General features: G+C 49.4%; 12 protein-coding genes and 1 tRNA gene. 4 read left to right on the forward strand and 9 right to left on the reverse strand.

The genetic code is table 11. From position 1 onward, the window contains the following. Nucleotides 1–5 precede the first annotated feature (5 nt). The 3 genes from CLOSYM_RS22515 to CLOSYM_RS14955 all read right to left on the reverse strand — a co-directional run bounded on the left by CLOSYM_RS22515 (nt 6) and on the right by CLOSYM_RS14955 (nt 2067). On the reverse strand, nt 6–881 hold the full coding sequence (locus tag CLOSYM_RS22515; RefSeq protein WP_021642745.1) for a DUF2812 domain-containing protein: 876 nt from the start codon (nt 879–881) through the stop codon (nt 6–8). Further along, on the reverse strand, nt 881–1201 hold the full coding sequence (locus tag CLOSYM_RS14950; protein WP_003501750.1) for a PadR family transcriptional regulator: 321 nt from the start codon (nt 1199–1201) through the stop codon (nt 881–883). The genes CLOSYM_RS22515 and CLOSYM_RS14950 overlap by 1 nt, the downstream gene beginning before the upstream one ends. Before the next feature lie 212 nt (nt 1202–1413). Beyond that, nucleotides 1414–2067 carry a Crp/Fnr family transcriptional regulator gene (locus CLOSYM_RS14955; protein WP_009295770.1) on the reverse strand — a complete coding sequence of 218 codons (654 nt, stop codon included), beginning with the start codon at nt 2065–2067 and terminating at the stop codon, nt 1414–1416. A 164-nt stretch (nt 2068–2231) separates the two neighbouring features. Here CLOSYM_RS14955 and CLOSYM_RS14960 point away from each other — a divergent pair, with 164 nt between their 5' ends. The 3 genes from CLOSYM_RS14960 to CLOSYM_RS23060 are packed head-to-tail and all read left to right on the forward strand — an operon-like array spanning nt 2232 to nt 4878. Then, on the forward strand, nt 2232–3017 hold the full coding sequence (locus CLOSYM_RS14960; RefSeq protein ID WP_009295769.1) for an ATP-binding protein: 786 nt from the start codon (nt 2232–2234) through the stop codon (nt 3015–3017). 46 nt (nt 3018–3063) lie between these two features. Next, nucleotides 3064–4665 carry a hydroxylamine reductase gene (gene hcp, locus CLOSYM_RS14965; RefSeq protein ID WP_021642747.1) on the forward strand — a complete coding sequence of 534 codons (1602 nt, stop codon included), beginning with the start codon at nt 3064–3066 and terminating at the stop codon, nt 4663–4665. A gap of 60 nt (nt 4666–4725) precedes the next feature. Continuing rightward, nucleotides 4726–4878 (forward strand): hypothetical protein, encoded by a 153-nt coding sequence (locus tag CLOSYM_RS23060; RefSeq protein ID WP_003501740.1) that lies wholly within the window; start codon nt 4726–4728, stop codon nt 4876–4878. A gap of 75 nt (nt 4879–4953) precedes the next feature. On the opposite strand, the gene CLOSYM_RS14975 is transcribed toward CLOSYM_RS23060, so the two are convergent. From CLOSYM_RS14975 to nifS, 6 genes are all read right to left on the reverse strand, one after another. After that, a tRNA-Ser gene (locus CLOSYM_RS14975) sits at nt 4954–5041 on the reverse strand. Nucleotides 5042–5146: 105 nt separating this feature from the next. Further along, nucleotides 5147–7021, reverse strand: coding sequence for a bifunctional metallophosphatase/5'-nucleotidase (locus CLOSYM_RS14980; RefSeq protein ID WP_021642748.1), 1875 nt, complete (start codon nt 7019–7021; stop codon nt 5147–5149). Between the two features lie 233 nt (nt 7022–7254). Then, nucleotides 7255–7872, reverse strand: coding sequence for an N-acetylmuramoyl-L-alanine amidase (locus tag CLOSYM_RS14985; protein WP_021642749.1), 618 nt, complete (start codon nt 7870–7872; stop codon nt 7255–7257). Between the two features lie 30 nt (nt 7873–7902). Then, complete coding sequence (gene mnmA, locus CLOSYM_RS14990; protein ID WP_009295765.1) at nt 7903–8982, reverse strand: tRNA 2-thiouridine(34) synthase MnmA; 1080 nt, start codon at nt 8980–8982, stop codon at nt 7903–7905. Between the two features lie 3 nt (nt 8983–8985). Then, the gene (nifU, locus tag CLOSYM_RS14995) at nt 8986–9423 is read right to left on the reverse strand and encodes a Fe-S cluster assembly scaffold protein NifU (protein ID WP_003501733.1); all 438 of its coding nucleotides are present in this window, start codon (nt 9421–9423) and stop codon (nt 8986–8988) included. Nucleotides 9424–9477: 54 nt separating this feature from the next. Further along, nucleotides 9478–10671 (reverse strand): cysteine desulfurase NifS, encoded by a 1194-nt coding sequence (nifS, locus tag CLOSYM_RS15000; protein WP_009295764.1) that lies wholly within the window; start codon nt 10669–10671, stop codon nt 9478–9480. Nucleotides 10672–10992: 321 nt separating this feature from the next. Here nifS and CLOSYM_RS15005 point away from each other — a divergent pair, with 321 nt between their 5' ends. Then, complete coding sequence (locus CLOSYM_RS15005) at nt 10993–12495, forward strand: putative polysaccharide biosynthesis protein (protein WP_021642750.1); 1503 nt, start codon at nt 10993–10995, stop codon at nt 12493–12495. Nucleotides 12496–12642: the final 147 nt, after the last annotated feature.

The raw sequence follows: 12642 nt of genomic DNA on the forward strand, positions 1-12642 counted from the left end.
TATGCCTATTTCATAAAGACACTGAAAATATATTTCATATCAAAACATAAGAAGTAACCGAAAAATAAGATGATTACGGCCAGGATAATTCTCACCCTGAGCTTGTCGGCGCCGTTTACCCCGGCATTCTCTTTTCTGTATCTGAACGCCTCCCGGCACATCCCTCTGAATATGACGAGCCAGCACATTGTTTTCATCAGAGGCAGAATCCCTGCTGCCGCCAGAACCGTCGCGGCAAATGCCATCATTTTCAGGCTGCTTCTGATTTTAATCTGCCCCAGTGTGCTGCTGTTCAACGACGCACCGCTTTCCGCTGCATGAACCGCTTTGTTATACCAGCATATCATACTGATTCTCCCTCCAATAAAAATACAGGACCACAGAAGGAGCAGCGCGCAGGCAACGCCCTGATCCGCCGATTTAAATGTCATTCCCGAAGCAAACCACACAGCCGCCGCTAACGCTATCAGAAGAATTGCGGCAATAAAGTCGATTGCGATCAGGGCTGGCTGCATCATAATATCCCCGATAATTTCGAGTTTTGAGACGGGATCCGTTTCAATCGGCAACAGACTCTCATCCTCGGTATAAAAAATCTGCCAGACGATTCCTCCGTATTCCAGAATCCAGCCCGCCTCGGTACAAAAATCGCGGAACATTTTCGTATCGCCGCTTTCATCTATATCAACGCTGCTGCTTCCCGGCATCAAAACCGCATTATAACGCCGCTTTGACGGCTTACCTTTTCTGAAACGCCAGACGCTGTCAAACACATAGCCGTCAATATACCAGCCTTTCCCTGCCATCTCCTCGAGATATCTTGAAAAAGCTCCGCCTTCATATTCCCTAAAGTTATAATACCTGTAAGTCCTTCCTCCCACTACAGTGCGCCTCCCCTCATATATTCCCGGCCTTCTTCCACCAGTGTTTCCAGACGCCGGTATTCCTCCCGGAGCATGGCCAGCCCGTGATCTGTTATCTGATAATATTTCCTTCTGCCTTCGACCCCTGCCTCTTTAATCATATCTTCTTTCTCAAACTTTGCCAGCAGCGTGTATAAGGTACCCGGCCCGATCTGCATTCTCCCCCTGGATATTTCCATGGCCTTCTGCGATATATCGACGCCGCATCTTGGTTCCAGCAGTGCCAGCAGAATATAATACATCTGTTCCGTCAGGCTCTGGAACTGCTCTCTCGCCATAAACAGCGCCTCCTCTCTCTTTTATTATCGATTATTATCGAATATCGATATTTTATAATATCATTATATTATCGATATTCGATAATGTCAATTTATACGGCATTACAACTTTCTTACGATTATAAGAATCGCGTGGATCTGTTTTTCTTTATTGTTCACACGGTTGTGTTCCACGCGGGACATTCCCGTGTGAAAAGTAACCATTCTGTTCTTTACGGTAAAATGAAATGATTCCTGTCGTAGGAAATCAGTTTCTCCTTCTGCATTTTCGACAGTTCTGCGGACAGCGCGCTGCGATCCACCGCCAGATAGTCTGCAAGCTGCTGACGGTTAAACGGAATTTCAAACCGGTTCTTTCCCTGTTTCTCAGCCTGGTAAGAAAGATAAGACAGCACCTTTTCCCGTATCGTTTTTTTGCTCATATGGTCAATCTTAGTCGTCAGAGTCAGGTTTCTTCCCGCTATGACCTTCAGCAGGTTCTGTATCACCCTGGAATGGAACCGGCATGCCATGGAACAGACCGTCAAGAGACGCCCCACCTCCAGAAACAATACTTCCGTATTCTCTTCGGCCATCACACTGACCATAAGGGGTTCCCCGCCTGCGCAGGCATAGCTCTCACCAAAAAGCTGTCCTTCTCCCATCACGGCGATAATCTGCCGGTTCCCCCAGTAATCTTCCCGTATCACCTGAACGGAGCCGGTAAGCACCATACCGACAGACGTTATGGTATCTCCCATGCGGAAGATGTACTCATCCTTCTTATACGTTTTATTAACGGCGGAAAGGCATTTCAGGACACTTTCCGCCTCTTCCTCCGAAAATCCCCAAAAAAGACTGGTATCGGTAAAATGAAACTTTTTCATTTTTATCTCCTTTTCGTTGTAATTACAACAGACATATTGTCTCAATTTTAATATACTGTAGTCACAAGTTCAAGAGAAATATAATGATTGTTACTGCACGAACCTGTCTGAACTGTTACAAACCGGACGCGAATTGAAACGGCAAAGAAAGAGAGGAGAAATAGATGATAAGAAGAATTATTAAAATTAACGAAGAGAAATGTAACGGCTGCGGTATCTGCGCCGCCGCCTGTCATGAAGGCGCCATCGGCATGGTAGACGGAAAGGCAAAGCTTTTGCGGGACGACTACTGTGACGGACTCGGTGACTGCCTCCCCGCCTGTCCTACGGGCGCTATTACTTTTGAGGAGAGGGAGGCGGCCGCTTACGATGAAGCGGCAGTCAAAGCAAAAGCTGCAAAAGAAATGGGGGCTGCCGGTCCGGTACACACGGCCGGTCATTCAGAAACTCCTCTTCCCTGCGGCTGTCCCGGCTCACAGAGCCGCGCAATTCCCCGGCCTTCGATGAAGGCGGAACCGTCGGCCGATAGAAGCAATGCCGAAACGGCGCCGGACGAGGACCGGAAGGGCTGCTCTGCCGTTTTGACAAGCCAGTTGTCCCAATGGCCGGTACAGATTAAACTTGTCCCGGTAAAGGCTCCTTATTTTAACGGCGCCAAACTTCTGATTGCAGCAGACTGTACCGCCTACGCTTACGCCAATTTCCACAGCGAATTCATCAAGGGAAAAATCACCCTGATCGGCTGTCCGAAGCTGGACTCCGTGGACTACTCTGAGAAACTGACGGAAATTATTAAAAACAACGATATCAAAAGTGTAACCGTTGTCCGCATGGAAGTTCCCTGCTGTGGCGGAATCGAACATGCAGCAAAAAATGCGCTGTTAGCCAGCGGGAAATTTATTCCCTGGCAGATTGTCACAATTTCCACAGACGGACGGATTCTGGATTAGAGATGTTACTCGTTGCCGTATTCCCATATGAAAAGGACGAAAAATAATGAATGATAAAAATAAAATGTTTTGTTTCCAATGTGAGCAGACTGCCGGCTGCAGCGGATGTACCGGAAACGCCGGAGTCTGCGGTAAGACCTCTTCCGTATCCGCACTTCAGGATGAACTGACAGGAGCCCTAATCGGCCTGGCCCGTGCCTGCCGGGACGTACCTGTCACAGGCAGGACCAGCCGCATTATTCTGGAAGGACTCTTTACCACTGTTACCAATGTAAGTTTTGACGGCGATTCCATCAGGGAGATGATACGCCGGGTACAGGAAGAAAAAGCCGCCATTGTTCCGGGCTGCCGGGGCTGCGGCGCCCCCTGCGGCCAAAATAATGATTACGGCATGGCCGGACTGTGGTACGGGGACGAGGACATCCGCTCCTTAAAATCACTGATTCTTTTCGGGATCCGCGGAATGGCGGCCTATGCCTACCACGCCATGGTTCTCGGATACAGTGATGAGACTGTAAACCGCTTTTTCTTAAAAGCGCTGTTTTCTATCGGAGAAGACTGGGGAATGGAGGAACTGCTTCCCATCGTGCTGGAAACAGGCGAGGTCAATTTACGCTGTATGGAATTACTTGACCGGGCCAATACTGAAACATTCGGCACCCCGATTCCCACCACAGTCCCGCTCACAGTGGAAAAAGGCCCGTTCATTGTCATCAGCGGCCATGATTTATATAACTTAAAGCTCCTTCTCGAACAGACGGAAGGAAAAGGCATCAATATTTATACCCATGGGGAAATGCTCCCGGCCCACGCATATCCTCTTCTAAAAAAACATCCGCATTTGAAAGGGAATTTCGGAACCGCATGGCAGAACCAGCAGAAAGAATTTGCCGGTATCCCGGCTCCCGTTCTGTTCACTACCAACTGCCTGATGCCGGTTAAGGAAAGCTACTCCGACCGCGTATTCACGACAGAAGTGGTAGCCTGGCCCGGCCTCGTCCATATTGACGAAGATAAGGATTTTACCCCTGTTATCGAAAAGGCGCTGGAACTCGGCGGCTACCCGGAGGGCAGGGAATTCACCGGAATCAACGGCGGAAAAGAAGTGACAACCGGTTTTGGCCACGGAACCGTTCTCTCGGCCGCAGATCAAGTCGTTGACGCGGTAAAAACCGGAGCCGTCAGCCATTTCTTCCTGGTCGGAGGCTGCGACGGCGCACGGCCCGGAAGAAATTACTACACGGAATTTGTAAAACTGGCTCCCGATGACAGCATCATCCTCACACTCGCCTGCGGCAAATACAGGTTCAATGACCTGGACCTTGGCACAGTCTCCGGCCTGCCCCGCCTGATGGATATGGGACAGTGCAACGATGCATACAGCGCCATCCGTGTGGCTTCCGCGCTGGCTGAAGCGTTCGGCTGCAGCGTAAATGACCTTCCGCTGACCCTGGTGCTGTCCTGGTATGAACAGAAAGCCGTCTGCATCCTGCTGTCACTGCTCCATCTCGGAATCAAGAATATTTATCTTGGTCCGACTCTCCCGGCATTCCTCTCGGAGAATGTACTGGGATATCTGGTGGAACAGTTCCAGATTTCACCGACCGGAACGCCGGAGGAAGATTTGAAGAAGATGCTTGGAAAATAATAAAAAATAGAAAACGTATAAAATCCCGGCTCAGCGCCACCCTAATACCGAGGTGATAATATGGCATCCTATGTATCCCCGGCAGTCCGGGACAAATTTGAGTCTCTGTCCATCGATTTAAAAAACTGTATCCTGGAGCGCAACGTCCGCCTGGAAACAGTTTTCGATTTAATCCGGGTATTGGAAGAAATCGTGGCGGAGGGAGACAATTAAAACCACTGCGGTATATTTAAAAAAGCTGCATTCCCCGCCTTGAATCACAGGCGGGAATGCAGCTTTTTCCTTAGACGGAGATGGAGGGATTTGAACCCTCGCGCCGGTTACCCGACCTACCGCATTTCGAGTGCGGACCCTTCAGCCACTTGGGTACATCTCCATATTGTAAGGTGCAGCCGTTTGTACCACAACTGCACCTTTGATATTATACTAAATATTTTTGAATTTGTCACCCATTATTTTAGTATTATTCAGTTCCTTTCTCTTATCGGATTACGATTCTTCCCTGGCCGGCCGGTTCAGCATAATCGGCGCCCACACTGCCGCCGAGCTGATTATTAATATAGGCTGAAAGAATGTCCACATCTACCATTACATCATCCTGAATGACGTTACAGCCGCCAAACATCACCATACCGTCGCCGCCCTCTTTCAACATATAGTTATGGGATGCGACCGTGTAAATCCGGTCCAAATCAAGCGGTTCTCCATCAACGAGGATATCCGCCACACGGTAAGCGCCGTCCACTTTTATAAAATTCCCCTTATCATCCACCTTTACGCCGGATGGTACGGATGGATCGATCCGATATGTAAGTCCGGACACCTGCAGGAATCCTCCGCTTTCCTCCGGGTAATTCCTGGAAGCCATTTCAAGAGCATCCCTGCTCTGGCGGCCTGTGACCTCCACAACACACCCCATGTTACCGTAAGGAAATACGGCAAGTGTATCATTATATGTAATGTTTCCTGTCTTGATATCGGCTCTGATTCCGCCTCCGTTGCTAAGTCCTATATCGGCTCCCAAAACCATGCGGTATGCATCGGCAGTCAAATCTCCCAGATTCGTCTCGGCGTTCCTGATCGCCCGTTGTCCGGTTGCCGGATTCAGAGTCGTCAGATTATAGTCTGAGTACCCGAGAACCACCTTCAGTGTCTCCTGGTACTGTTTCTCGATGCCCTTAATATATGCATCCGTTGCATAATCGACCGCCTTCCCCTCTGCATTGATCAGGACACTGCCGGGTATTACTAATTTCATTCCCGTCCTGAGCAGATCCGGATCTGTAATAAGACTTCTGTTGGCGGCATAAAGCTCCGTCCAGCGGTCATATGAGCCAAGTTCTCGTTTTGCAATCCGGCTCAGGGAATCTCCATTCCTGACCGTATATTCGACCTGCGGTGAATCTCCGGGAACCTGGGCAACCAGCTCAGCTTTAATGGTTCCGTCTGTTTTAATTGTCATCTTACCTATATTTTCAAGCTTCGTCCCCGTCTGAGTGATAAGAATCTCCCTGCCCTCTTTATTTTTCACCATTTTAGCAGGAACCGTTTCATGAGAATGGCCGTCAATTAAGGCGTCAATTCCACTCGTTGCGGCAACCACCCGGTCGGATGACCAGCGCTCTGTTATCCCGTTCTCACCGAGGTGGCCCACGGCAATAATATAATCCGCACCTGCCGCCCTGGCTGCGTCCACAGTCTCCTGGATCCGGCTGTAGAGTGCCTCGCCTGTATTGTCCTCACAGAATCCGTACAGATAATTTCCGGCCCCATCCTGAAAATAAGCCGGGGATGATTTGGTAAAACTCTCCGGTGTGCAGATCCCGACAAAAGCCACCTGCGTGTCTCCGTAAGAAAACATCTTATATGGGGCAAATACCGGCTTTCCCGTTGCCAGACTTGTAAAATTGCAGGAGTAGTAACCACAGTCCAGCTTCCCTGCCAATTCCAGGAATCTGGGCATCCTGTAGTCAAATTCATGATTTCCCGGCACGGCAAAATCATATCCGACCTTATTCATGATATCAATCAGATAACCGCCGTCCGACAATGTTCCGATAGGTGCTCCCTGGATCGCGTCGCCTGCATCCACCAGTGTCACATAGGGCGTCTCCCTCTTCATCTGCCTCTTGTAAAGAGCCAGTCCGGCGTAACCGATATTATCATCAATACCGCAATGCACATCATTGGTGTAGAGAATTACAATATCCTGCGACGGGATTGCCCGTTCATTCCCGCTGCCCCGGGCGCTTATCTGGGCTCCTGCCGCTGTCAGCGGGGTTCCCGCGATAAGGGAGCAGGCCGTTAAAAGAGTCAGAAGCAGAGACAGAAATCTTCTTTTCTTTTGATTCGTCACGTTATTACCTCCTATATGTATAGCCGTATTTTGTAGCTTAAATGCAGTATATCATATTGGATGCCGGAACGCGAGTTTAACCAGGTAAATGATATGTAAAACCACATAAAAAGACGGTTTGCAGGACTCTGCGGAAATTATGCCGCAGGCCCCTGCAAACCGTCTTCTATTTTATTCTTCTATTTTATGAAAGTATGGGCAGCAGGGCGGATAAACTTATCCTGCCGTATCGGCTATTCGTTGAAATAAGCGTCAATACCGTTGGCTATTCCCGCCGCAATCAGCTCCTGGTAATCGTCCTGCGCCATCTTCTGGTCTTCTTCCGGATTGCTCATGAAGCCCATCTCAATAATCGTCACCGGTATTGTGCACCAGTTAATACCGCTCATGCTGTCGGTCTCCTGCACACCTCTGTTCTTGAATCCGGTTGCCGCACAGACGTAATCCGTTATCTTTTTTGACAATGAATAGCTTTTAGCATGGAGATTCCCGTTATAGGGATTTTTGGCCGTCTGGCACATGGACAATGTTCCGTGTACGCTATTGTTGTCCAGCGAATTGGCATGAACCCGCACAAAGATGGAAGCGCCGCTCTTGTTGGCTATCTCCGCCCTCTCCGCATTGCTTAAGTTCACATCATTCGACTCTCGTATCATAATGACCTTGTATCCGCGTTCTTCCAGAATCCGCCTAAGCTTCTGGGACACCGAAAGCGTCAGTTTATATTCCGGCAGTTTCGTGCTGATCCCCTCCGCGCCGGCCGCCACCTTGGCCTTCATTGTCGATGAGCCGGGACCGATTGGTTCCTTTTCGGAATTCCCTTTAGCCTGATGGCCTGCGTCGATGGCCACGACCCGCCCCCCTGCATCCTGCTGCTTTTATCATAAAATAGTACCTCCTCCGACAACATATTCTCCATCGTAGAATACTACGGCCTGTCCCGGCGCCACCGCTCTCTGTGGATCGTCAAATACGCACTCCACCAGATCCTCACCGATTGTTCGGATCATGCAGGGTGCGCCCTTATGGCTGTAACGGATTTTGGCAGTCACTTTCATTCCATCGTCAGGAAGTCCTTCCACTGCCATCCAGTTCAGCTTACCGCAGGTAAGTCTTCTGGAAAAAACGTCCTCATTGTCTCCTATTACTACTTCATTCGTATCAGGGCGGATTTCGGTCACGAATACGGGACGGCCAAGCGCGAGGTTCAGTCCCTTCCTCTGTCCGACCGTATAGTGCGTAATGCCCTTATGGCGGCCAAGTACACGGCCGTCTTTATCTACAAAATTGCCTTCCGGTAAACGGCAATCGGTATTTTCCTCAATAAATTTAGCGTAATCGTGATCCGGGATAAAACAAATCTCCTGGCTGTCCGGCTTATGAGCCACGTTCAGTCCAATCTTGTCCGCCATCCCGCGAATCTCATCCTTCGTGTATTCACCGACCGGCATAAGCGTATGGGAAAGCTGATGCTGGGTCAGATTGTACAGTGCATACGTCTGGTCCTTCGCCGCTGTCGCAGATTTGCGCAGGGTATAACGGCCGTTCTCAAGCTGCTCGATTCTGGCATAATGGCCGGTGGCAATGTAATCAGCCCCGATGTCCATACTCCTCTTGAGCAGTGACTCCCATTTCACAAAACGATTGCAGGCAATACAGGGATTGGGAGTCTTTCCCTCGATATACTCCTGCACAAAATAGTCCATTACATTTTCTTTAAATTCTCTTTTAAAATTCATGACGTAGTATGGAATCCCCAGGTTCTCCGCCACTCTTCTGGCGTCGTCCACCGCGCTCAGCCCGCAGCAGCCCCCGTTCTCCTCCTGAATCTCCGGCTCTTCATCCTGCCAGATCTGCATCGTCACACCGATTACGTCATATCCCTGTTCCTTCAAAAGCCAGGCCGCCACGGAGGAGTCAACTCCTCCGGACATGCCGACTACAACTTTTTTCTTTTCCATGTATCAGTACTCTTCTTCGACTTCTTCCTCACCGATGTCTGTCTTTGGCTTAGTCAGTCCTTCTATTTTGATACCATGCTTCTCTGAATAATCCCAGAGCGCCGCATGGATTGCTTCTTCTGCTAACAAAGAACAGTGTACCTTAACTGGGGGCAATCCGTCAAGTGCTTCCATCACGGCTTTATTCGTAATCTGCATAGCGTCCTGCACGGATTTGCCTTTTACAAGCTCGGTTGCCATACTGCTGGTCGCCACTGCGGCGCCGCAGCCAAAGGTCTTGAACTTAACATCACGGATAATCTGGTTGTCGTCTATATCAAGATAAATCCTCATAATATCGCCGCATTTCGCGTTACCAACCGTTCCCATGCCGCTTGCATTCTCTATTTCTCCGACGTTTCTCGGATGCTCGAAATGATCCATTACTTTTTCTGAATACATGTATTTTGCTCCTTTCAGCCCGTATCTCAAATATTATGCGTCCTGCTGCACACGTTATGCGTGCGCCGACGCCTGTTTTTTCATGTAATCCTCGTATAAAGGAGACATAGCTCTCAGCCGCGCCACAATCTTCTTAATGCTCTCCACGGTAAAGTCTATCTGCTCCATCGTAATTTCTTCGTTCAGGGTCAGACGGAGAGAGCCATGGGCAATCTCATGGGGCAGGCCAATGGCCAAAAGCACGTGGGAGGGATCCAGGGAGCCTGATGTACAGGCGGAGCCGCTGGAACCGCAGATTCCGTCCATATCCAGCATAATCAGGAGAGATTCCCCTTCTATAAACTGGAATGCAAAGTTTGCATTATTTGAGAGGCGTTTTGATGGATGTCCGTTGAGACGTACAAAAGGAACTTCCTTCATAACGCGTTCTATCAGATGATCCCTGAGGGTTTTCTCCTGCTGCGTTCTTTCTTTCATCGTAGCCATAGCTATCTCAACCGCTTTGCCAAAACCGACAATTCCTGGGGTGTTCTCCGTTCCGCCGCGGCGTTTCCTCTCCTGGGCGCCGCCGTGGATAAATGCTTTTGTCTTAACCCCGGTGCGGATATACAGGAAACCTACTCCTCTGGGGCCATTTAACTTATGAGCGCTGGAGCTTAACATATCGATATGGCACTCATCCACATTAATCGGAACGTGGCCAAATGCCTGTACCGCATCGGTATGGAACAAAATTCCGTTTTTATCCGCAATCTCGCCAATTTCCTTAATCGGCTGAACTGTGCCAATCTCATTATTGGCAAACATCACTGAAATCAGGATCGTCTCGGGACGTATCGCTTTCTTCAGCTCATCTAATTTCACAACACCATACTCATCCACATCCAGATATGTCACGGAAAATCCGCGATTCTCCAGGTATTCACAGGTGTGGAGGATGGCATGATGCTCGATTTTAGTGGTAATGATGTGGTTTCCCTTGTTCTGATAAGCCTCAGCCGTCGCAATAAGCGCCCAGTTATCAGACTCGGTACCGCCGTTCGTAAAATAGATCTCGTTCGGCTTCGCTCCCAGTGCCCCGGCAATCGTCTCCCTCGCATGAGCAATGGCTTTCTTGGGTTCTGCCGAAAAATCATATACGGAAGAGGGGTTTCCGTAAAATTCCGTAAAATACGGAAGCATCGCATCTACAACCTCCGGTCTCGTCTTTGTCGTAGCTGCATTGTCCAGATAAATAATCTGTTTCATAATAAAAAATCCGCCTTTCTTCTTATTTGTAGTAATAAAGGTAAAAGCTTCATCTACGCTTCTTATTATATAGTAAAATCCAGAAAATACAAGTAGGAATGATTACTAATTTATAAAAAAATAATATTTTACCTCTGAAAAAGACCTTAGGGCCTATATTATAGTATGAAAACAACGTGATAACAGTGCCTTATTGTACAGAAGGGCATTTTACTATATTTCCCTGCGGCTTCCGATCTTATGCTTCAATGAAATTACTCCGGCCGAATAATTTCACGGCTGTGAAATATATATATTAATAAGTCTCTTTTCGGAGTCCTCATGAAAAAAAATCCACTAATCACCGGAACTCTCCTGCTTACAGCCGCCGGATTCCTGAGCCGGATTCTCGGTTTCTTCTATCGCATATTTCTGTCCCGGACCATCGGGGCCGAAGGACTGGGCATTTACCAGATGATATTTCCTATCCACGGAATTGCCTTTGCACTCTGCGCCGGACCAATCCAGACATCCATCTCCCGTCTGGCCGCAGCCAATGTGAAGAAAGGCCGGAGTACCTTCCGGGCCGGGCTGGCGATATCACTGACCATCTCGGTAATCCTTATGATTGCGATACGTTTTTCCGCTCCCTTTCTGGCAGAACACGTTCTGCTGGAACCGCAGTGCGCCCCGCTTCTGCCGATAATGGCGCTGTCTATTCCGTTTTCCGCCATCCATGCCTGTATCTGCGGTTATTACTATGGCATGAAAAAAACTGCTGTGCCGGCTCTGTCCCAGCTCCTGGAACAATTTATTCGCATCGGCGCAGTTTTACTGATCGCCAATGTCGCTGCTACAAATGGAAAAACGATTTCTGTTTCACTGGCTGTCTGGGGCATGCTGATCGGTGAAGCCGCATCGGCAATTTTCAGCTTCCTCTACTACACATTCACAACAGACGACAGAAGAGGCTCCCGCACATCACAGCCTGCCTACAGCTTTCTATCGCTGGCAGCGCCATTAATGGCAATGGCCCTGCCGCTGATGGGCAACCGGCTGATTCTGGGCTGCCTGCAAAGTCTGGAAGCTATTTTCGTTCCCAATAAACTGCTGGAATTCGGCCTGTCTAATGCCGAGGCCCTGAGTACATACGGTGTGCTGACCGGTATGGCGCTGCCCTTTATCTTTTTTCCGTCAGCTATCACCAATTCCCTTGCGGTCGTTCTGCTGCCCACTGTCTCAGAAGCACAGGCAGCCGGCAATGAGAGAAAAATTGAACGCACGATTGCCATGGCGCTCCGTTACAGCCTGTATATGGGAATCCTCTGCATCGGAATCTTTACTCTTTTCGGAGACGGCCTTGGAATCAGCGTCTACCATAACAAAGAAGCCGGAACCTTTATCACGATCCTGGCATGGCTCTGTCCCTTCATGTATCTGTCAACCACGATGGGAAGCATCTTAAACGGCCTCGGAAAAACATCCACCATCTTTCTTCACAACGCGATCTCAATGCTGATCACACTGGCCGTTGTTGTATTCTGTATCCCCATGTACGGCATCCACGCCTATCTGGCCGGCCTCCTTTTCAGCGAGCTGGTACTTGCTGCGCTCCATATCCATACTCTGGCAGGCCAGGTTCCCGTGAGACTGAATGCCGGCACAATGATTGTAAAACCAACGCTGTGCCTTCTGGTCGCCATCGGTATCCTCTATGCTGCAGCGCCGTCGCTGGAAACGCTCAGGCCGGCCCTGCCTGCGGAATTTCTGTTTATTGTTGTGAAAGCCCTGATCCTCTGTGTTCTGTATGGAGGAGGGCTGCTGCTTCTGCATAGGAAGAATTAAAATGCATGAATTTAGATAAGTAGGTGAGGACGCCGCCGGTACGGCCAGCGGACGGGGTTGAGATGGGTATATGAGCCTTTCGTCCCGAGGGAGTGTATCGTGGGTTGGGGCTACGGGCGAAGATAAAGTCTGCGGAGCACGCTCTCG

The organism is [Clostridium] symbiosum ATCC 14940, from assembly GCF_000466485.1.
GTDB classification, from domain to species: Bacteria; Bacillota; Clostridia; order Lachnospirales; family Lachnospiraceae; genus Otoolea; species Otoolea symbiosa.

Coding starts and splice junctions, on each gene's coding strand:
- CLOSYM_RS14960 (WP_009295769.1), top strand. CDS start 2,232: ATGATAAGAAGAATTATTAAAATTAACGAAGAGAAATGTAACGGCTGC.
- nifS (WP_009295764.1), bottom strand. CDS start 10,671: ATGAAACAGATTATTTATCTGGACAATGCAGCTACGACAAAGACGAGA.
- CLOSYM_RS15005 (WP_021642750.1), top strand. CDS start 10,993: ATGAAAAAAAATCCACTAATCACCGGAACTCTCCTGCTTACAGCCGCC.
- CLOSYM_RS14950 (WP_003501750.1), bottom strand. CDS start 1,201: ATGGCGAGAGAGCAGTTCCAGAGCCTGACGGAACAGATGTATTATATT.
- nifU (WP_003501733.1), bottom strand. CDS start 9,423: ATGTATTCAGAAAAAGTAATGGATCATTTCGAGCATCCGAGAAACGTC.
- CLOSYM_RS14955 (WP_009295770.1), bottom strand. CDS start 2,067: ATGAAAAAGTTTCATTTTACCGATACCAGTCTTTTTTGGGGATTTTCG.
- hcp (WP_021642747.1), top strand. CDS start 3,064: ATGAATGATAAAAATAAAATGTTTTGTTTCCAATGTGAGCAGACTGCC.
- mnmA (WP_009295765.1), bottom strand. CDS start 8,982: ATGGAAAAGAAAAAAGTTGTAGTCGGCATGTCCGGAGGAGTTGACTCC.
- CLOSYM_RS23060 (WP_003501740.1), top strand. CDS start 4,726: ATGGCATCCTATGTATCCCCGGCAGTCCGGGACAAATTTGAGTCTCTG.